General features: G+C 42.2%; 19 protein-coding genes. 11 read left to right on the top strand and 8 right to left on the bottom strand.

Features of this window, described 5'->3' with window-relative positions:
* Positions 1-184: 184 nt before the first annotated feature.
* From AC559H_RS15035 to ndhC, 4 genes are all read right to left on the bottom strand, one after another.
* Entirely contained in the window at positions 185-1816 is a 1632-nt protein-coding gene (locus AC559H_RS15035; protein ID WP_026795896.1) for an SdrD B-like domain-containing protein, read from the bottom strand.
* Between the two features lie 230 nt (positions 1817-2046).
* Positions 2047-2550 (bottom strand): NAD(P)H-quinone oxidoreductase subunit J, encoded by a 504-nt coding sequence (locus tag AC559H_RS15030; RefSeq protein WP_026795895.1) that lies wholly within the window; start codon positions 2548-2550, stop codon positions 2047-2049.
* Complete coding sequence (locus AC559H_RS15025) at positions 2543-3265, bottom strand: NADH dehydrogenase subunit K (RefSeq protein ID WP_201799603.1); 723 nt, start codon at positions 3263-3265, stop codon at positions 2543-2545. Before AC559H_RS15025 ends, AC559H_RS15030 begins: the two co-directional genes overlap by 8 nt.
* A gap of 20 nt (positions 3266-3285) precedes the next feature.
* A complete protein-coding gene (ndhC, locus tag AC559H_RS15020; RefSeq protein WP_026785473.1) occupies positions 3286-3648 on the bottom strand; it encodes a photosynthetic/respiratory NAD(P)H-quinone oxidoreductase subunit C in 363 nt (120 codons plus the stop codon).
* 204 nt (positions 3649-3852) lie between these two features.
* Between ndhC and AC559H_RS15015 the strand changes: the two genes are divergently transcribed.
* The 7 genes from AC559H_RS15015 (at position 3853) to AC559H_RS14985 (ending at position 7846) form a co-directional block, all read left to right on the top strand.
* Positions 3853-4182: a rubredoxin gene (locus AC559H_RS15015; protein WP_026795893.1), complete on the top strand. Its 330-nt coding sequence runs from the start codon at positions 3853-3855 to the stop codon at positions 4180-4182.
* Between the two features lie 25 nt (positions 4183-4207).
* On the top strand, positions 4208-5215 hold the full coding sequence (locus tag AC559H_RS15010; protein WP_026785475.1) for a photosynthesis system II assembly factor Ycf48: 1008 nt from the start codon (positions 4208-4210) through the stop codon (positions 5213-5215).
* Between the two features lie 99 nt (positions 5216-5314).
* Positions 5315-5563 (top strand): cytochrome b559 subunit alpha, encoded by a 249-nt coding sequence (gene psbE / locus AC559H_RS15005; protein WP_026785476.1) that lies wholly within the window; start codon positions 5315-5317, stop codon positions 5561-5563.
* 21 nt (positions 5564-5584) lie between these two features.
* Positions 5585-5722, top strand: a complete 138-nt coding sequence (psbF, locus tag AC559H_RS15000) for a cytochrome b559 subunit beta (protein ID WP_026785477.1) — start codon at positions 5585-5587, stop codon at positions 5720-5722.
* 10 nt (positions 5723-5732) lie between these two features.
* Entirely contained in the window at positions 5733-5852 is a 120-nt protein-coding gene (psbL, locus tag AC559H_RS14995; protein ID WP_071782613.1) for a photosystem II reaction center protein PsbL, read from the top strand.
* Positions 5853-5990: 138 nt separating this feature from the next.
* The gene (locus AC559H_RS14990) at positions 5991-6110 is read left to right on the top strand and encodes a photosystem II reaction center protein J (RefSeq protein ID WP_071782612.1); all 120 of its coding nucleotides are present in this window, start codon (positions 5991-5993) and stop codon (positions 6108-6110) included.
* A 125-nt stretch (positions 6111-6235) separates the two neighbouring features.
* The gene (locus AC559H_RS14985; RefSeq protein WP_026795892.1) at positions 6236-7846 is read left to right on the top strand and encodes a B12-binding domain-containing radical SAM protein; all 1611 of its coding nucleotides are present in this window, start codon (positions 6236-6238) and stop codon (positions 7844-7846) included.
* Positions 7847-7906: 60 nt separating this feature from the next.
* Here the strand turns inward: AC559H_RS14985 and AC559H_RS14980 are convergent, their stop codons facing one another.
* From AC559H_RS14980 to AC559H_RS14970, 3 genes are all read right to left on the bottom strand, one after another.
* A complete protein-coding gene (locus AC559H_RS14980; protein ID WP_036833789.1) occupies positions 7907-8491 on the bottom strand; it encodes a Uma2 family endonuclease in 585 nt (194 codons plus the stop codon).
* A gap of 344 nt (positions 8492-8835) precedes the next feature.
* Complete coding sequence (locus tag AC559H_RS14975; RefSeq protein WP_026785480.1) at positions 8836-10986, bottom strand: polyribonucleotide nucleotidyltransferase; 2151 nt, start codon at positions 10984-10986, stop codon at positions 8836-8838.
* Between the two features lie 284 nt (positions 10987-11270).
* The gene (locus tag AC559H_RS14970) at positions 11271-11414 is read right to left on the bottom strand and encodes a hypothetical protein (protein ID WP_158295758.1); all 144 of its coding nucleotides are present in this window, start codon (positions 11412-11414) and stop codon (positions 11271-11273) included.
* 446 nt (positions 11415-11860) lie between these two features.
* Here AC559H_RS14970 and AC559H_RS14965 point away from each other — a divergent pair, with 446 nt between their 5' ends.
* Positions 11861-15298 (top strand): PAS domain S-box protein, encoded by a 3438-nt coding sequence (locus tag AC559H_RS14965; RefSeq protein WP_026795891.1) that lies wholly within the window; start codon positions 11861-11863, stop codon positions 15296-15298.
* A 124-nt stretch (positions 15299-15422) separates the two neighbouring features.
* Here AC559H_RS14965 and AC559H_RS14960 read toward each other — a convergent pair whose 3' ends face one another.
* Positions 15423-16688, bottom strand: coding sequence for an RNA-guided endonuclease InsQ/TnpB family protein (locus AC559H_RS14960; RefSeq protein ID WP_237746368.1), 1266 nt, complete (start codon positions 16686-16688; stop codon positions 15423-15425).
* On the opposite strand from AC559H_RS14960, the gene AC559H_RS14955 reads away from it, so the two are divergent.
* From AC559H_RS14955 to AC559H_RS14945, 3 genes are all read left to right on the top strand, one after another.
* On the top strand, positions 16665-16988 hold the full coding sequence (locus AC559H_RS14955; protein WP_347375197.1) for a response regulator: 324 nt from the start codon (positions 16665-16667) through the stop codon (positions 16986-16988). The two genes, AC559H_RS14960 and AC559H_RS14955, sit on opposite strands and share 24 nt — an antisense overlap.
* 395 nt (positions 16989-17383) lie before the next feature.
* Positions 17384-17800: a response regulator gene (locus tag AC559H_RS14950; protein WP_237745595.1), complete on the top strand. Its 417-nt coding sequence runs from the start codon at positions 17384-17386 to the stop codon at positions 17798-17800.
* 601 nt (positions 17801-18401) lie between these two features.
* Positions 18402-19152: response regulator transcription factor (locus AC559H_RS14945; RefSeq protein WP_158442207.1), on the top strand; the 751-nt coding region annotated here is incomplete at its 3' end.

Here is a 19152-nt window from a genome sequence, read left to right as displayed (position 1 = left end):
CAAATTAATCAGCAGTAGTAGAGAAAATCTGAGTACCTGGATACAAAATTCCTAGAGTTCTTCTTTCAAAAGAATTTGCCTTGCCAAAAAATATCACCCTAGAGAAGAAGCTAATTCTAAAGATTAGTGCTTCCCCAGGATGAAAATTAATTAAACAGATTGATGTATCAATCAATCACTAAATTTAAACGACTGGGAATCCAGTGTTAGGAAAGAAGGCGTTTTGGGCAACAACTTGGACTCCAGGAACGGGAACCAAAGCGTTAGGGTTAATAGCGGGCTTCGGTTGAACACCAGACACACCGATAGCCAGTTGGGCTGCTTGACCCGAGCCTAAGATGACATTAGGAATTGCAGTGGTCGGGAAATTCCCTGTTGTCCGTACAATGTAGTCGCCCGGGGTGGTCAGGTTAAAGAAGCCAAAGGAACCGGACGCATCGGTAACAGAAGCCGGCTCAACCAAAGAAGTATCATTATCCCGTTTGCCGTTGTTGTTGAAGTCAAGATAGACTTGGACTCCGGCTTTGTTGGGTTCACCCGGTTGCACAATCCCATCCGAGTTTAAATCATTGAAAACAAATCCAGTAATGCTATCACGCAGCACCGCTGTCGGTGTCTGAGCAAAAGTATACAGGAAGTTGGCCTGAGCCGAACCGCCTGGAATCACAGGAGCATTAATGGTGGCTCCGGGCGACGGTGACGTTCTAACGTAAGCGGTGGTTGGGGGAAGTGAAGTCACCGGGAAGGTCTTGGCGACAGACAGAGGATCAGTTAAAAGTTGGTAGGCGAGATAGGGGTTTTGAGCCAAGGTGGCGTTAGATTCCTGACCAACGTTGGTATTTAAGCCTTTGATAATATAGGCCCCATCAATACCACTGACCGTAGACTTTTCGCCCAAGTCAAAGACATTATTTCCGTTAGAGTCAAGAAAGACAGTAATGCCGTTAATTCCGGGTTCGTTGGCTTCTGGAACGCCATTACCATTTCGGTCATTAATGACTTTACCGTAAACACTATTGGGAACCACAAGTCCCAGATCCGCTTTGTTGATAGTTGAGCCAGCAAAGACATCAACAACTAAGGGAGTATTGGTTGTTTGTAAATCACCCAGAATCGAGAGAGCTCCATCTACCTTATCAGCAGTTTGAGCAATTCTCAACAGGTAGGAGCCAGCAGGTAAAGCATTAAAGTTATAGAACCCAGCTTCATTGCTCAAGGTTCTGGGTTCGTTAGCATTCAGGAAACCATCGTTATTGAGGTCAATGTAGACTGGAACCCTGGGTAACGTGGCATCCACTAAGGGATCGTATACCTGACTCTGAGGGGAAAACCCATTGGGATTGACAACAAGGTTACCATCAACGTCGCGGGTGTTGGTGTTGTTATAGGTAACAAGATTGCCCTTATCGTCATAGGCGTAGTTGTAGAGACCCTGTAGATTGTTATCTACAAAGACAGCCCCATTAATGTTGCCAGTCAAAGACGGAACAATAGGAGGGATAACAACTGCCGCCGTATTTACAATATTAAATGTAGCTACCTCAGCAGGGGCTCCCGTCAGGGGAACAGCCGATAATGGAGTTGTCCGGGTCAAACCAGGGGAAACCGTTGATGCAACTAGGTAACTTCCCGCAGCGAGATTAGGAAACGAATAAAGACCGTTAACGTCAGTGGCAGCAATCTTTTCAGCAGTGTCGGGTAAACCATTGCCGTTGCTATCTAAAAAGACTGTGACACCCGGAAGTGCCGCGTCTCCAGCATCAAAGATGCCGTTGCGATTAATATCATTAAATGTTTTACCGTTGAGTGTACTCACGATTTGACTCCTCCACCAGAGTGAATTGCGAAACGCATCGAAAACTTAGACTGATTCCGTTTGACTTAGGGCAGAACTCCTTGCTCAACCTTCAACTACAACCCTTAATCGGAATCACTAGGGTGTATCCAGTCCAAGCAAGATATGAATTCTACATTATCGTAGGCAACTATATCAGACTTCCTAGATATCTGGCAATTTTGATCGCCAGATTGAATTACGGGTTGCCATTAATAGGCATCTTGCAACTCATGGAAATCAGGAGAGATATAATCTTTTCTTAAAGGCCAACCCACCCAATCTTCAGGCATTAAAATCCGTTTCAGATTAGGATGACCTTCGTAGACGATACCATACATATCGTAGGATTCTCGCTCCTGAAAATCGGCTGCTTTCCATATCCAGTAGACTGAAGGGACTCTAGGGTCACCCCGTGGGACAAAGACCTTGACGCAGATTTCCTGCGGTTGTTCCACATCATCATCAATCTTAACTAAATGATAAACGCTGACGAGGGCATCTCCAGGGCCAGCATCATAAGCACATTGACAACGTAAGCAGTTAAAACCATAAGCATACAGGGCAGTGGCAAGGGGAATCAAGTAGTCTCGATCAACTTTAATCATTTCTACCCCCATGGCATTAGGGCCCAGGGATTCTTGCTCAAAACCATTTTCACTCAACCACTGGGAAACTTTCCCGACTTCGACTAAGGGGGCTTCAGGATTATCCACGTTTTTCCTCCTGGGCAGGTTCAGCCATTAAAGCGGGGGGAACTGCCCCACCCATGGCTTCGGTTAATTCCTTGGGGGGAACCTGACGGGATTGTGTCATCAAATATTGACCTGTTAAAATCGGTTCCACCGGTTTCAGATTGTGGGGGCGGGTGTAATAACGGTGGGTTTGTTGGAGATTGGCCCGCTCCTGTAGGGAATCATTGGCTACTTTTTTCCGCAGTTTGATCACCGCATCAATAATCGCTTCAGGACGGGGGGGGCACCCTGGAATATAAACATCCACAGGAATTAATTTATCCACGCCCCGCACCGCCGTGGGGGAGTCCATACTAAACATCCCTCCGGTAACCGTACAAGCCCCCATAGCAATCACATACTTAGGTTCGGGCATTTGGTCGTACAGACGCACCAAAATCGGGGCGTATTTCATGGTAATAGTTCCGGCGGTAATCAGTAAATCCGCCTGTCGAGGGCTAGATCGGGGAACCAGACCAAAACGGTCAAAGTCAAACCGAGAACCAATTAAACCTGCAAATTCAATAAAACAACAGGCTGTCCCGTACAACAGTGGCCATAGGCTAGAGAGCTTTGCCCAGTTGTAAAGATCATCTACCGTGGTCAGGATCAAGTTTTCCGAGAGTTCCTGAGTCACTTGGGGTCGCTCAACCGGATTAATAATTTTTTCCATGTCGGGTGAAACGTTTTGAGTCATGGTTGTATCACTATCACTGTCTATGACCATTCCAAAGCACCTTTACGCCATGCGTAAACCAGTGCAATGACAAGAATTGAAATAAAAATTAAGGCTTCAATAAAAGCCAAGAGTCCCAAATTATGGAAGACAACGGCCCAAGGGTAGAGAAACACGGTTTCAACGTCGAAAATGACAAACACCAAGGCGAACATATAGTATCGGATGTTGAATTGAATCCATGCTCCTCCAATGGGTTCGTTTCCTGACTCGTAGGTGGTATGACGGACACCACGACGGCTTTTAGGCCCTAAAACCTTGGAAGCTGTCAAAGCCAGGATGGGAACTAGGCTGCATAAGATTAGGAAGCCTAAAAAGTATTCGTAGCCACTAAGAACAAACACAATAAATTACTGACCGTTCTGGGTTTGTAACTGATTTTTTACATTTTGACATACTCCCACCCTTAATCTTCGATCTCACGGGGATTCTTAAATTTAAACTTAGACAGGGCTTCCCAACTCAGAAAGTTTCCGTGATTTGCTCAAATTTTGTAATATTATTTAATAGTTATTTTAATAATCCCAAACTCATCCGGTGTTGAAGTTATGAGTGATCCGGCCACTGAAGTTACAGTCCTTGATCGCCATGAGTGTAGGGCTTGTGGCTATGTCTATGAGCCGACGAAAGGGAGTTCTAAGGTTTCTGCGGGAACAGCCTTTACCGATCTGCCCAAAAAATGGCGTTGTCCGGTTTGTGGTGCGCCTTCAAGCCAGTTTATCAATATTGGTTCTCAGGAAAACCCATCGGGGTTTGAGGAAAATAGAGGCTTTGGTTTGGGGGTCAATACCTTGACTGCTGAACAGAAGAATCTTCTAATTTTTGGGGCCTTGGCCCTAGGATTTTTGTTTTTTATGAGTTTGTATGGCTTAAGTTGAGGGAGTTCAAATTTCTTTGAATCTGATGCACATTGTTAAATTTTTGCAAAAAATCGTTATAGTATTGACAGTTGCTCTTATCTGTGTTAGCTGTCGCTACTTACCCCAACTCAGTTACAATCCCTGGGAAGTGGTTTCTACGGGAACCCAAGCCGATTTAGCTGATATTGCCTTTACCGGAACTAATCCCCAACGGGGTTGGGTTGTGGGGAGTGACGCTACGCTACTGGAAACAACTGATGGCGGTGACCATTGGGATGTGAAACAACTGGATTTAGGTGAGGAAAAGGTTCGCTTCAACTCCATCAGCTTTAACGGTGCTGAGGGGTGGATTGTAGGACTTCCCTCGATTCTGCTGCACACGACCAATGAAGGTCAAACTTGGGATCGGATTCTTCTGAATGCTAAGTTACCTGGATCTCCCTATAGTATTGAAGCTCTGAGTCCCAATAGTGCTGAAATGACTACGGATTTGGGCGCAATTTACCAAACCGAAGACGGCGGGAAAAGTTGGACAGCCCTGGTTGAAGATGCGGTGGGTTTTGTCAGAAATTTATCTCGCTCTGAGGAGGGTCGCTATATTAGCGTTTCGGCGAAGGGCAATTTTTACTCGACTTGGGAACCCGGATCTCAAGCCTGGGAACCCCATAATCGTTTTAGTTCTAAGCGATTAGAGAAAATTGGTTTTGGTCAGAATGGCCGCCTCTGGATGATTGCTCGTGGGGGTGAATTGCGATTTACTGACCCGGAAAATGCTACTGAGTGGGGTGAACCCATTAACCCTGAATATTCAACCAGTTGGGGATTTTTGGATTTGGCCTATCGCACTCCTGAAGAAATTTGGGTTAGTGGTGGCAGTGGAAACCTCCTCTGTAGTTTGGACGGGGGTAAAACTTGGCAAAAAGACGTGGAAGTGCAAAACGTCCCTTCTAACCTTTACAAAATCAAGTTCCTGGACTCGGAACAGGGTTATGTCCTGGGTCAACGGGGTGCTTTACTCCGTTATCAGGGTTCTACCCCACAAACGGCTTAAACCGATTCTGAGGAAATCTATGGAGTAGGCTTGTTCCACATTCCCTGCTCCCGTATCATTAGATTTGAGTATTTAACTTTTCCTTGAGGAGATTTAACGATGTCAGGTACAACTGGAGAGCGTCCTTTTGGGGATATTATTACCAGTATCCGGTATTGGGTAATTCACAGTATTACTATTCCGGCTTTATTTGTTGCGGGTTGGCTATTTATCAGCACGGGTCTGGCTTACGATACCTTTGGCACTCCTCGCCCCGATGAGTATTTTACTCAACAACGGCAGGAACTTCCGATTGTAAGCGATCGCCTGAATAGCAAAAAACAAATTAGCGACTTTTCAAGTAAATAGTTGACATAGGAGTTTAATAAAATGGCAACGGGTGGCAGTTCCAATGAACCCATAAGTTATCCGATTTTTAGTGTTCGTTGGTTAGCAATTCATACTTTAGCAGTACCTACGGTTTTTTTCTTAGGTGCGATCGCGGCTATGCAATTTATTCAACGATAGGAGACTAACTATGGATCGCAGTAATAATCCTAATCGCCAACCTGTGGAGTTGAACAGAACTTCACTCTATTTAGGTTTGCTGTTGGTTTTTGTTGTGGGTATTTTGTTCTCCAGTTATTTCTTTAACTAACTGGATTTTTTCTCGATTTAACAATTTTGGATCTTGCCAATCGGAAACGTATTTTTTTACAAAATATTTATCCTAAATCTCATATCCAAAATCTAAAATCCCTTGTCAATTAAACTTTGAATTAACGAGGTAATAACTGTGTTGCAATCAGGTAGACTTCCTTTGTGGTTAGTCGCCACTGTTGCCGGAACTGGCGTTTTAGTGGTAGTTGGTTTGTTTTTCTATGGTTCCTATGTTGGTATAGGTTCTTCCTTCTAAGAACGATGTCTAATCAGTTATCAGTTAACAGTTAATAGCCAACAACTCAACTGTTGAATATTAAACTGTTAACTGTTAACTCTTAAACTGTTAACTGTTAACTGATGACTGATGACTGATAACTGATGACTGATTCTGTCTTTGATGCTGAACGTTTACTTTTTACTCCGACACCCTCTAATTTAGATGCTATTCCAATTATTTTTGCCTTTCCAAATGAATATACCGTTGGGATTACCAGTTTAGGTTATCAACTGGTTTGGGCAACTTTAGCGATGCGTTCAGGTGTAGAAGTCAGTCGTCTATTTACCGATTTACACGAACCTTTACCCCAACATCCTGAACTGGTGGGTTTTTCCTTTTCTTGGGAACTTGATTATGTCAATATTTTTGAGCGTTTAGAATTCTTAAATATTCCTTTACGTTCAATTCAAAGAACCGAAAAATACCCCTTAATTTTTGGAGGTGGCCCGGTATTAACTGCCAACCCAGAACCATTTGCCGATTTTTTTGATATTATTTTACTCGGTGATGGGGAAAATTTATTAGGCAATTTTATAGATGCTTATCAACAGGTGCGTCATGAATCTCGCCCAACTCAATTAAGACATTTAGCACAAATCCCTGGAATTTATATTCCCAGTTTATATCAAGTATCTTATCACAGTTTAGACGGTGAAATTCAAGAGATTAAACCCCTAGATTCTAGTATTCCTTCCCAAGTTCAAAAACAAACCTATCGAAGCAATATTCTATCCGCTTCAACGGTCGTAACAGAAAAAGCCGCTTGGGAGAATATTTATATGGTAGAAGTGGTTCGTAGTTGTCCTGAAATGTGCCGTTTTTGTTTAGCCAGTTATTTAACTTTACCCTTTAGAACTGCTAGTTTAGAAGCCTCATTAATTCCAGCAATTGAAAAGGGACTACAAGTAACAAGGCGCTTAGGTTTATTAGGGGCGTCGGTAACACAACATCCCGAATTTGATCAATTATTGAACTATTTAACCCAACCGAAATATGATGATGTGCGGTTAAGTATTGCTTCAGTTAGAACAAATACCGTTACCGAAAAACTAGCAAAAACCTTAGCAAAAAGAGAGACTCGCACCTTGACAATTGCCGTTGAAAGTGGTAGCGATCGCCTGCGAAAAATTATTAATAAAAAATTAGAAAACGAGGAAATTCTGCAAGCAATTATTAACGCTAAAAATGGCGGTTTACAGGGTATGAAAATCTATGGGATGGTGGGGATACCAGGGGAAGAATTAGAGGATGTACAAGCCACCGTAGACCTAATGAAAGCCTTAAAAAAATCTGCCCCAGGCTTTAGATTAACCTTGGGTTGTAGTACCTTTGTGCCCAAATCCCATACTCCGTTTCAATGGTTTGGGGTGAATCCCGATGCCGAAAAAAGACTAAAATTATTAGAAAAACAGTTAAAATCAAATGGGATAGATTTTAGACCAGAAAGTTATAAATGGTCAGTAATTCAAGCGCTACTTTCTAGGGGCGATCGCCGTCTTTCCCATCTATTAGAATTAGTTAGAAACTATGGAGAATCTCTAGGAAGTTATCGTCGCGCCTTCAAAGAATTACGGGGAAAATTACCGACTATGGAATATTATGTTAACCAAAATTGGGATTTAGATCAAGTCTTACCTTGGGAACATCTGCAAGGCCCCTTACCCGTCGCCACCCTAAAAAAACACCTCGCAGATTCTCTATCGGGGTCATAAGCAAAACCCAGGAACTTTATCACCCCCTATCTATTTCTTAGTGTCTTTGTGCCTTTGTGGTTACTTCTTGACTGAAAAAGTTAACCAACTGAATAATTTATTAACCGATAATTGGTAATCTTTTAATATATCTAAAACTGGTAAAATTTGTTCTCCTTCAAATACTTCGGGTTGTTGTTTAGGTTTAAATACTAATACTAATCTTTCCTGGGGGTCAATTAACCAACCTAATTGTGTTTGATGTTTTAAACAGAATAAAATATTATTAATCACACGGGTTGTATTTTGGTCTGGGGATAGGATTTCAATTTTCCAATCTGGGTAAATATTAACATCATTAGCGATTTCCCCTTGTGCATCTAGGGGGATATTTTGCCATTCTAATACAACAATATCAGGAATAATAGAACGCCCGCCAAAACTACAGCGTAATTCAGGGAAAGCACAGGCTAACTGTTGAGTTTCAGCGACTTGGCTAATAGAATCAATCAGACATTTTTGAAGGCGACTATGTTTTCCTTTAGGCATAGGTTTTTGATAAACAACTCCGTTAATATATTCTTGGGCGGGTTTGGTTTCCGGTTGGGTTAAAAATTCCTCTAGGGAGAGAGATTGAATTTGGGGTTTATCTTCAATTTGAATCATAATTTCAATAATAACTAATTCAGTAATAGCAAAAGCGATTGGACAATTAAGCGAAGATTATTTAGCACGTTTTTCCATCCGTGTTCATGATTCTATTGTTAATAATCAAAAAAATCAATATAATTACCTGTCTTTATTTGATTGGGCTAGATACGAGAATCCCACCCCTTTAGCGTAGCGTAGGGGTGGGAGTGTCAATTTCTTGTACATCAGGTTCAATTTGAGGAATTAATTGGAGAGTCAAATCGAATCCCCAATTTTGTAAAATATGCTGCTTTTTCAGGGGAATTTAGGGGGATCTAGTCTAGGATAAAAACACAGATCCATTACCCATTCCCCCTAACCTATTTCGCCCCTGCCGCCCGTGCAGCCGCAGCTTCATCGGGGTGAATATTCAGACGGGTAAGATTAATCCGACCTTTGCTGTCAATTTCCCGAACTTTGACAATCACTTCATCCCCGACGGAGACTTCATCCTCAACCCGAGGAACCCGATAATCTGCTAACTGGGAAATATGAATCATCCCTTCCTTACCAGGAAGTAATTCCACAAATGCCCCAATCGGGATAATCCGAGTAATTCGGCCCACATACACATCCCCGGTATTCAGTTTGCGAGTCATGCCTTGAATGATTTGATAGGCGCGAGCCGCATTTTCGCTATCGGTGGAAGCAATTGTCACCGTACCATCATCATCAATATCAATTTTGACTCCGGTTTCTTCGGTAATCCCCTTAATGGTTTTCCCTCCAGGCCCAATCACCAAACCAATCAAATCGGGATCGATTTTTAAGGTTAATAACCGAGGAGCGTAGGGAGACAAATCCGAACGAGGTTTGCCAATTACCTCCAACATTTTTTCTAGGATATGCAGTCGGGCTGGTTTAGCTTGATGAATGGCATCCGCCACCGTCTTCATCGGCAACCCGGTGATTTTCATATCCATTTGTAGGGCAGTGACTCCGGTATCTGTCCCCGCCACCTTGAAATCCATATCTCCTAAAAAGTCCTCGATTCCTTGGATATCAGTGAGAATCCGAACTTCTTCCCCTTCTTTAATTAATCCCATCGCCGCCCCACTCACGGGTTTAGAAATCGGCACCCCGGCATCCATCAACGCCAGAGTCGAGCCACAGACCGAACCCATAGAAGTTGAACCGTTAGAAGATAAGACCTCTGAAACCACCCGAATCACATAGGGAAACTGATCCTTAGAAGGTAATACCGGAACTAAGGCCCGTTCCGCTAAAGCTCCATGACCAATTTCCCGACGTCCAGGCGATCGCATGGGTTTAGTTTCCCCGACCGAATAAGGGGGAAAATTGTAGTGGTGCATATAGCGTTTTTCTTCCTGGGGATGCAAGTCATCCAAATCCTGAGCATCTCCGGGCGTCCCTAAAGTGGCAATTGACAACACTTGAGTTAAACCGCGATTAAACAAACCGCTACCATGTACCCGTTTCGGTAAACAACTGACCTTACAAGATACCGGACGCACCTGATCCAAGCTACGACCATCCACCCGCACGCTATCTTCAACAATTTGCTGACGCATCAAGGTTTTGGTGATGTCCTTGAAAATCTGACTCACCAACTTAGAATCCTCAGCCACCGCCACCCGGAGTGGATCATCTGTGGCTAGAGCTTCAATCGGAGCAATCACCTCACTTGCCTTGATTTTATCTAGGTTGGCATCCCGGGCGGTTTTATCCAGATCATGTTGTTTAAGAACCTGTTTAACCGGGAGAGTGACGCGATCGCGGACAAACTGGATTAACCCTAGATTTCCCTCTGGTGGCTCCTGTGGTTTAATTTCAATTCCCAAGTCCCGCATTAATTCCTCTTGGGCCTTGATTAAATCACAAACCGCTTCATAACCAAAGTCGATCGCTTCGATAATATCCTGTTCCGGTAGTTGGTTCGCACCCGCTTCCACCATCACCACGCCATCAGGGGAACCCGCCACGACTAAATCCAAATCCCCATTTTTGACTTCCCGGTAAGTCGGATTGATAATAAAGTCATCTCCGACTAACCCAACTCGTACCGCAGCCATCGGGCCAAAAAAGGGAATTCTTGCCAAGATCACCGCTACAGAAGCACCCGTCACCGCTAAAACATCCGGGGGTACTTGTTCATCCATCGACAGGGTTGTGGCCACAACCTGAATATCATCCCGCAACCAATGGGGAATCAGAGGACGTAAGGGACGGTCAATCAAACGACTGGTTAAGGTAACGCGATCGGGTGGACGACCTTCCCGGCGTAAGAATCCCCCTGGAATTCTTCCCCCCGCGTACAGTCGCTCCTCATAGTCCACCAACAAGGGCAGAAAGTCCAATCCGGGTCTACCTTCGGCGCGAGTCGCAGTCACTAGAACTGATGTATCTCCAGACTCGATTAATACGGCTCCACCTGCCTGTGGCGCAAGTAAACCTATTTTGAGTCGAATATCCCTTCCATCAAAGGATATCGACTTAATGATCTCTTCCATGTATTTTATCTTCCTTCTTCTTCCACTATTCTCTCTCTGTCGCCATCGTAACACGGTGATGAGCACGGGTAGGGAGTAGTAAACCCTCGCAATCAACCCTTAGTCTTGAACAGTTAACAGTTTTCTAGTCACGATTTCACTAGCAACAGAGGGAATTTTAAAGTTGGACTGAGGTTTCTGATCTTCAATCTCATCCGACCTCATCAATTGAGGTTGATTTTGACTGATCTTTGTGTTTTAGAAACCTAAGTTCAATTTTTTATTATAGTTGCTGACCCTCTCGATCAAATAATTCCGTGTTCTAACCTTTCAAAAATACCCCCCCTTTGTCGAGCTAAAGCCACATTAGCCACCGCCTGGGCGATCGCACCTAACGCACACCGAACCCTTCTATTAATACAAAATCCCGACTCCGTTGTAACTGACATAACTGCGACTAAACTAACTTTAAATCGACTATTTTTCCCTTCTCCAATTCCCGTTTACATCGGTTTAAAACCCCCTAAATTTCGAGAAGAATAATAGGTTTACCAATAGGAAATTAACGCCGTTTTCAATAGGGTTTTACCAACATTAGTATCAGTTCCAGCAATTAATAAAGTCTTGTTCACAATTCTCTCCAGTAACCACTTAACAAATAAAATCAGAACTTACGCATCACCGCTATCAAATGTAGGGGTAATTCATGAATTACCCCTACATTTAGGGTTACATCCCCAAATTTGCGTAAGTCCTGAAAATATTACACAGTTATAATTTCCCCATAGAACCTGTTATATTAGAAGAATAAAATTTATTCTATCAACATCTACCGATAGTATAAGTAGCACTTCAGCAAGTTGCGATCGCTAATTTCCCAAGCCAGAATCCGAACATGAATCAAACAAATCCTCCATTCCCACAAACAGTAGATTTAACTAACTGTGATCGAGAACCAATTCACATCCCCGGATTGATTCAGAGTCACGGAATTCTTTTTGTTTTGCAAGAACCTCAGCTAGAAATATTACAAGTTAGCAATAATATTTTTCAAATTCTCGGTATTCACCCGCAAGAAATTTTAGGAAAGAAATTAAAGAAAATTATCAAACCACGACTAATTGAGCAAATCAAGCAAAAATTAGCTGAAGAACTGGGAACAATTAATCCGCTCAAATTATCTATTAATACTCAAAAAGAAAAACTTTTTTTTGATGGTATTTTTCATCGTTCTAATGGATTGCTAATTATGGAATTAGAACCAGTTACCTCAAAAGAATTTAGTGATTTTTGGAGTCTATATCATTTAGTTCAAACACCGATTGCCAAAATTCAAAAAACCTTCACTTTGAATGAACTATGTCAAGTAATTGTCAAAGAAGTGCGGAAACTGACAGGATTTGACCGAGTGATGATCTATCAATTTGACGCAGAAGAATCGGGGATGGTCATCGCTGAAGATAAGTTAGAAAGATTGGTTCCTTATCTGGGTTTACACTATCCAGCTTCAGATATTCCCCGGCAAGCAAGGGAATTATATAAGCTAAATTTACTTAGGTTAATTCCTGATATAAATTACCAACCCGTAGAACTAATTCCTGTTAATAATCCAGTTACAAACCAGCCCATTGATCTCAGTTTTAGTGTTTTAAGAAGTGTTTCTCCCATACATATTGAGTATCTCAAAACTATGGATATGGGCGTTGGAGCTACAATGACAATTTCGTTAATTCGGAATCAACAACTCTGGGGATTAATTGCTTGTCATCATCAGTCACCGAAATATATTCCCTACGAAATCCGTACTGCTTGCGAACTTTTAGGAAAAGTCATGGCTTTAAAACTGACTTATAAAGAAGACAATGAAACCTTAGATTATCGAATAAAATTAAACTCAATTCAGTCTAAGTTTGTCGAAGCGATTTCCCAAGAAGATAGTTTTTTAGACGGTTTACTCAAGGAGAAAACTAACTTATTAGACTTAGTAGGTGCTCAAGGAGCAGCCATTTTTACTGATGAAAATTTAACCCTGATTGGTCAAACTCCTGAATTAGCTGATATTCAAGAATTAATAAATTGGTTCACAAAAACAATTAAGCAAGATATTTTTTATACAGATTCTTTACCCAAACTATATCCAGTCGCTGAGAAATTTAAACAAGTTGGTAGTGGGGTGCTGGTGCTACCTATAGATAATATACAAAAGCATTATGTTTTGTGGTTTCGTCCTGAAGTTATTCAAACGGTAAACTGGGCAGGTAATCCGAATAAGCCCGTTGAAGTTGAACAGAATGGAAATCAGCGTCTAACCCCGCGTAAATCCTTTGATTTGTGGCAAGAAACAGTTAGATTTAAGTCTTTACCTTGGCAGCAATGTGAAATTGACATAGCTTTAGAACTCAGAAGTGCGATTGTCGGAATTGTGTTACGCAAAGCCGATGAACTTGCCAAAGTTAATCAACAATTAACCTTAGCTTTGTCAGCAGTAAAAATGGGAATTTGGGATTTTGATTTGCTGACGAATCAGATGATTTGGTCAAGCGATCATGAAAAAATATTTGGGTTGGAACCTGGAAGCTTTGATGGCACTTTTGAAACGTTTGAATCTTGTATTTATCCAGAAGACCGAGCAGCAATTCTTTTAGCCGTAGAGCAAGCACGCCTGGAAAGACAGGATTATCAGCATCAATTCCGAGTAGTTTGGCCTGATGGTAGTATCCATTGGATTGAGGCCAAGGGCAAATTTTTCTATGACAGCGATGGTAATCCGGTGCGGATGCTGGGGACTGTGGTAGAAATTAGCGATCGCAAAGCCAGAGAAGCCCAACTCCGCCTGTTAGAATCCGTTGTCATCTCCACTAATGATTCCATCGTAATTACCGAAATCGATCTGATTAGCCCTCGGATTATTTACGTCAATCCTGCTTTTACCCGCATGACGGGCTACACCCTAGAAGAAGTTTTAGGTAAAACCCCACGAATTTTACAAGGCGAAAAAACAGACAAGACAGTTTTAGCTCGACTTCACACAGCCCTGCAAAACTGGCAACCCCTGCAAGTTGACCTGATCAATTATCGTAAAGATGGCTCCCCTTTCTGGGTAGAACTCAGTATTGTACCCGTTGCCGATGAAAAAGGCTGCTATACCAATTGGGTAGCAGTGCAGCGAGATATTACAGAACGCAAACAAGCTGAAGCCAATTTACAGCAACTGAATCAGGAGTTAGAAATTCGAGTTCAACAACGAACTCACGCACTCTTAAGCTCTCAAACTGCCTTACAACAAAGTGAAGCCGAATTTCGCTCTTTAAGTGAGAACTCTCCCGTCGGTATCTTCCGCATGGATGCCCAGGGACGCTGTACTTATACCAATCCCCGATGTCAGGCTATCTGTGGCTACACCTTTGACCAAGCCTTGGGAGAGGGTTGGTTACAGTTCGTTCACCCAGAAGATCGAGAGGGGCTAATCGAGGAATGGTCACAAACCCGATCCTCGCAACGGGAATTCTCGGCGGAGGTTCGCTATCTCCATCAAGACAGAACCCTTCATTTCGCTCAGATGAGAATATCTCCCCTATCTAAAACTAGCAACCAACTAATCGGTCACGTCGGAACAGTCGAGGATATCACGGAACGTCGAGCCATTGAAACCATGAAAAGTGAGTTTATCTCCATTGTCAGTCACGAACTGCGAACACCGATGACCTCAATTCGCGGCTCTCTAGGATTACTTGCTGCGGGGGTCTTCAAAAACCAACCGGAATCGGCTCAAAGGATGTTAGATATTGCTGTTCACGATACTGAACGCTTAGTGCGTTTAGTCAATGACATTCTCGATTTAGAGCGCCTAGATTCACAGAAAGTCAATTTAGTCAAGCAATGGTGTGATCTGGTGACACTCATGGAGCAGTCTGTTGAAACCGTGCAATCTTTGGCCGAAGAAAGTCAGATATTGCTATTGGTTGAACCAACTTCTGTTCAAGTTTTTGTAGATCATGATCGGATTATTCAAACTCTAGTTAATCTGGTTAGTAATGCGATTAAATTTTCGCCCCCAGGGACTACAGTTAACCTGAGTATCCAAGACCAAGCTGACCAGATTTTATTTGAAGTCAAAGACCAAGGACGAGGTATTCCGGCTGATAAATTAGAAGCGATTTTTGGACGATTTCAACAGGTGGATGCCTCAGATTCCCGGCAAAAAGGAGGGACGGGTTTGGGTTTGGCTATCTCCAAAAGTATCGTCCAACAACACGGGGGCAAACTCTGGGTGGAAAGCATTGTCGGAGAAGGCAGTAGCTTCTATTTTACCTTGCCAAAACTTCTCGATTAGCCCCGCTATAAATGCTATTTTAGTTGTATACCTTTAACTACAAATACTGCTGATGCCAGAAAAACGCATTCTGGTGATTGTTGACACTCTCAGGTCTGAAGACGCTGAGATTCTGCGGACAGAATTAGTTTAACTTAATTCTCGCTACGACTGCCGCATATCGTCTACTGAGTTGATTGAGCATTATACCCAATCTTCCCGATACTTTTCTGAGGATATTTGCTGCCCCATTTAGATCAGCATTAACAACAAAACCATCAGATGTCCGATAAAGACCACGCTTAATTCTATTTCCAGATGCTTTCCACCCCATCAGTTTTTCACCGTATTTGGGCAGGGAGTCTCCATCTAAGAAACTAGCTTTTGAAGTATAGGCTTCTTCGGTTTCAACAAATTTAATCCCGTGCAAATCACAAAGTTGTTTTACACGGGATTTTAATTTACCCAAAGGCATTTGAACAAACTTTTGATTATTCAAATTACCTAAATTAGCATTAATTTTAAAACCTTCATTCCAACCCATTACTAAAGTTCCAATGCCATATTTCAGACAATGGTTAATCATCAGTTTGGCTGCTTTGTTAATCCCGTCACGCATTTGGTGATTTCGCTTACGAGTTACACGGTCTAACCAATTATCCCAATATCCTTGAGATTTACCTTCTTTGCGTGTTGATACTTTTTTATTCCAAAGTTGATTCTTAGCTTTCAAATCTCTAGCATCAATCAAAAAGGAATTTCCCAAGGTATCAACACAAGCTGCTAAATTATCAGCAGTTCCCAGGTCAATTGACAAGGCTTGGTTAATATCTAATTCATGGTGTTGTTTCTCTGCTTCGTAGGACATTTCCAGATAAAAAGCACCGTTCTTAGGAAGAATAGTAAATTCTTTAACCTTGGAATAATCAAGGTTTGATGGCATGGGCAAGAAAAATTCAGATACCCCAAACCATCTTTTGACTGTTGTTCCGAGCGCGAATCTAAGTTGACCATCAATCAGTTTTGGTCTTTGTCCTCCCGAATTGGGATAGGCAACTTTAAACAACTTTGAACTTTTTAAATAACCAGGAGGTTTAGGTCGGAAATGCAATTGACCTTTGATATACAAATCCTTTAAATTCTTAAAAGATTTAAAGGATTCCGTCACAGACATTAGGGTCTGCTGCATCGGTGTTGATGGCATTGATTGTGCCAATAAAGACTTGGCTACCGATGGTTCAAAAGCTAAATCAAACTTTCCTGTTAGTAATTTCCCTGTCTTAAAAAACGTTTGACGAGCAAAATAAATTCCCGTGTTGTATATTTTGCCTGACTGCTGACAGAGATACTCTAATAATGCACGGGTTTCTATATCAATCTCTGTACCGTGATTCAGGCTTGTCTGGAACACTTAGGAGGTTGGGAAACACTAACCGCTTTATCCGCCAGAGAAGGACTTAAGATTGCCCAAACTCAACAGCTAGATGCCATCTTATTAGATGTAATGATGCCCGACATGGACGGACTCACGCTGTTCGGTGTATTACAAACAGATTTAGCAACTCAAGCAATTCCTGTGATTTTGTTCACTGCTAAGGTACAGTCCACTGACTTAGACCAATTTGCGAAAATCGGTGTTGCTGGAGTGATTTCTAAACCCTTTGACCCTTTGACATTGGCGGAGCAAGTTGCTTCCACCCTGGGATGGTAGGTGAGGTGATCCATCGGTTGAAACCGTTGCTACACAAACAAAACCCTTGATCAAAAGAGGTTAATAGTTAATAGTTAATAGTTAATAGTGATCCATCGGTTGAAACCGTTGCTACACAAACAAAACCCGCCTGCGCGGGTTTAAAACCCCTTGATCAAAGGAGGTTAATCGAAGAACAAACTCTTGATTAAAGAAGGTTAATAGTCCGCGCAGGCGGACTTCGTTTGTGTAGCCACGATTTCAATCGCTGGATATCTTATTGGATTCTATAACTGTTAATTTACCCCCCGCATTTCCTCAATTTGTTGTTTTACATTTATGCCGTAATGATTTCACTAGGCTGAATTCAGTTGAACCTGATGGCTTTTGTGGCTATAGCAGGGAGTGTAGCAAACATGATTACCATAATGGATATTAAGACTAAACGAATTTTATTTATTGATGACGAAACCCACGTCCGACAAATTGTGAAAGCTTGTCTGGAATCACTAGGGGGTTGGAATGTGTTATTGGCAGCTTCCGGTCAAGAAGGTTTATCTAAAGCAGTTTCTGAGCAACCTGATGCCATCCTACTCGATCTAATGATGCCAGAAATGGATGGTTTGGTTCTATTGAAAAAGCTACAAGCTAATTCCGTCACTCAGTCCATCCCAGTGGTATTTTTAACCGCCAGAAAGAGTTTGACTGAACCGCAAAAGTTTCAGGAGCTCGGAGTCAAGGGTGCGATCGCTAAACCTTTTAATTCTATGACTCTAGTTCCCCAAATCGCCAACGCTCTCGGCTGGAACACGGAAACCCAAAGTAATGGGTAATGGGGATCACGGATTTAAGAGGATTTCACGGATTTCACGGATTTAGTCCACTTAATCCACTTAGTCCTCTTCATCCCCTCTTAGAGAATTAAGGTGATTCAATAGGGTGTAATCCTTGTAATCCGTGTAATCCGTTTAATCCGTGATCAGTAATGGGTTTTGGGGTTGAAACGTTTTAGAGAAAACTCAAAAAAAAATTTCCCTCAAAGTTTCCTCAACTTTCTATCCTAATCTTTAAAGTATAGGAATTTCCTATAGCACCTATTTAGGATTGTTATAGTTCTTCATAAAAACAACCTATGCAAATTCCGATTCTCTATTTTAAGGAGTGAAAAGATCATAAAATGCTGATTCCTAATTGCCCTTGTTGCTCTGATACTTTAGTTAAGCACATTCGCTCCAGATAAATCTACTGTTATTGCTGATATTGTTATCAATAAATACCAAATTATGATATTATTCTAGGTAAATCATTAGAAACAGCCACCCACCTGAGTCATTACAGTAGCGTGATTAAAGTTAATAATGCTAAACAAAAAACTTTGGTTTTCAATCAATTGTAAACTTTGAGGCTCATTGAGGGAAAAAAAGGAGTCAGTTCATGAAAATTCTGCTAGTAGAAGATGATCAGACGACAGCTAAGATCCTAGCACAAGAACTCACGACCTATCACTACACTGTTGAGACAGTGGCGGATGGTAGTATGGGTTTAGAACTGGTGCAAGCCATTCACTACGATCTACTCCTGTTGGATATTATTCTTCCTAATCTGGATGGAATTAGTCTTTGTCGCCAATTGCGATCGCTCGGCTTACAAATACCGATTTTACTATTAAGTGCAAAGGAAAACATTACCGACAGGGTTAGGGGTTTAGAGGCCGGAGCCGATGATTATCTGACCAAGCCCTACGAACTATCAGAATTAATTGCTCGGATTCAGGCCTTATTGCGACGGGGCAATTCTACCTTAAAAACGGTGTTGACCTGGGAAAATCTTCAACTACACCCAGATGCTTACCAAGTGACTTATCAAGGAAATCTTTTACACCTGACCCCGAAAGAGTACGGCATATTAGAGCTTTTCCTGCGAAATCCCCGGCGGATATTCAGCCGGAGTGCCATCCTAGATCACATCTGGCCCAGTGGCGAATTTCCTCAAGAAGATGCGGTTTCCACCCAAATCAAGGGTTTGCGCCAGAAGCTCAAAGCGGCCGGAATTAGTACAAATTTAATTGATACTGTCTACGGATTTGGCTATCGGCTGAAAGTACCAACCGAAAAAAATGATCCCTCTCTCCCCCCATTACCAAGGGGGGGCCGGGGGGGGTATTCCCCAGGATTAGAAATATCTC

The organism is Planktothrix prolifica NIVA-CYA 540 (assembly GCF_963864145.1).
GTDB lineage: Bacteria > Cyanobacteriota > Cyanobacteriia > Cyanobacteriales > Microcoleaceae > Planktothrix > Planktothrix agardhii.
The sequence above is the reverse complement of the archived record's forward strand: the minus strand, read 5'-3'. Positions and strand labels throughout refer to the sequence as shown.

Bases quoted from the DNA above. Each gene is read 5' to 3' on its own strand.
- AC559H_RS14975 (WP_026785480.1), bottom strand. From the start codon at position 10,986: ATGGAAGAGATCATTAAGTCGATATCCTTTGATGGAAGGGATATTCGA.
- AC559H_RS14985 (WP_026795892.1), top strand. From the start codon at position 6,236: ATGACTGATTCTGTCTTTGATGCTGAACGTTTACTTTTTACTCCGACA.
- AC559H_RS15015 (WP_026795893.1), top strand. From the start codon at position 3,853: ATGAGTGATCCGGCCACTGAAGTTACAGTCCTTGATCGCCATGAGTGT.
- psbL (WP_071782613.1), top strand. From the start codon at position 5,733: ATGGATCGCAGTAATAATCCTAATCGCCAACCTGTGGAGTTGAACAGA.
- AC559H_RS15010 (WP_026785475.1), top strand. From the start codon at position 4,208: ATGCACATTGTTAAATTTTTGCAAAAAATCGTTATAGTATTGACAGTT.
- AC559H_RS14965 (WP_026795891.1), top strand. From the start codon at position 11,861: ATGAATCAAACAAATCCTCCATTCCCACAAACAGTAGATTTAACTAAC.
- AC559H_RS15025 (WP_201799603.1), bottom strand. From the start codon at position 3,265: ATGACTCAAAACGTTTCACCCGACATGGAAAAAATTATTAATCCGGTT.
- AC559H_RS14970 (WP_158295758.1), bottom strand. From the start codon at position 11,414: ATGTCAGTTACAACGGAGTCGGGATTTTGTATTAATAGAAGGGTTCGG.
- AC559H_RS14950 (WP_237745595.1), top strand. From the start codon at position 17,384: ATGATTACCATAATGGATATTAAGACTAAACGAATTTTATTTATTGAT.
- psbF (WP_026785477.1), top strand. From the start codon at position 5,585: ATGGCAACGGGTGGCAGTTCCAATGAACCCATAAGTTATCCGATTTTT.
- AC559H_RS14980 (WP_036833789.1), bottom strand. From the start codon at position 8,491: ATGATTCAAATTGAAGATAAACCCCAAATTCAATCTCTCTCCCTAGAG.
- psbE (WP_026785476.1), top strand. From the start codon at position 5,315: ATGTCAGGTACAACTGGAGAGCGTCCTTTTGGGGATATTATTACCAGT.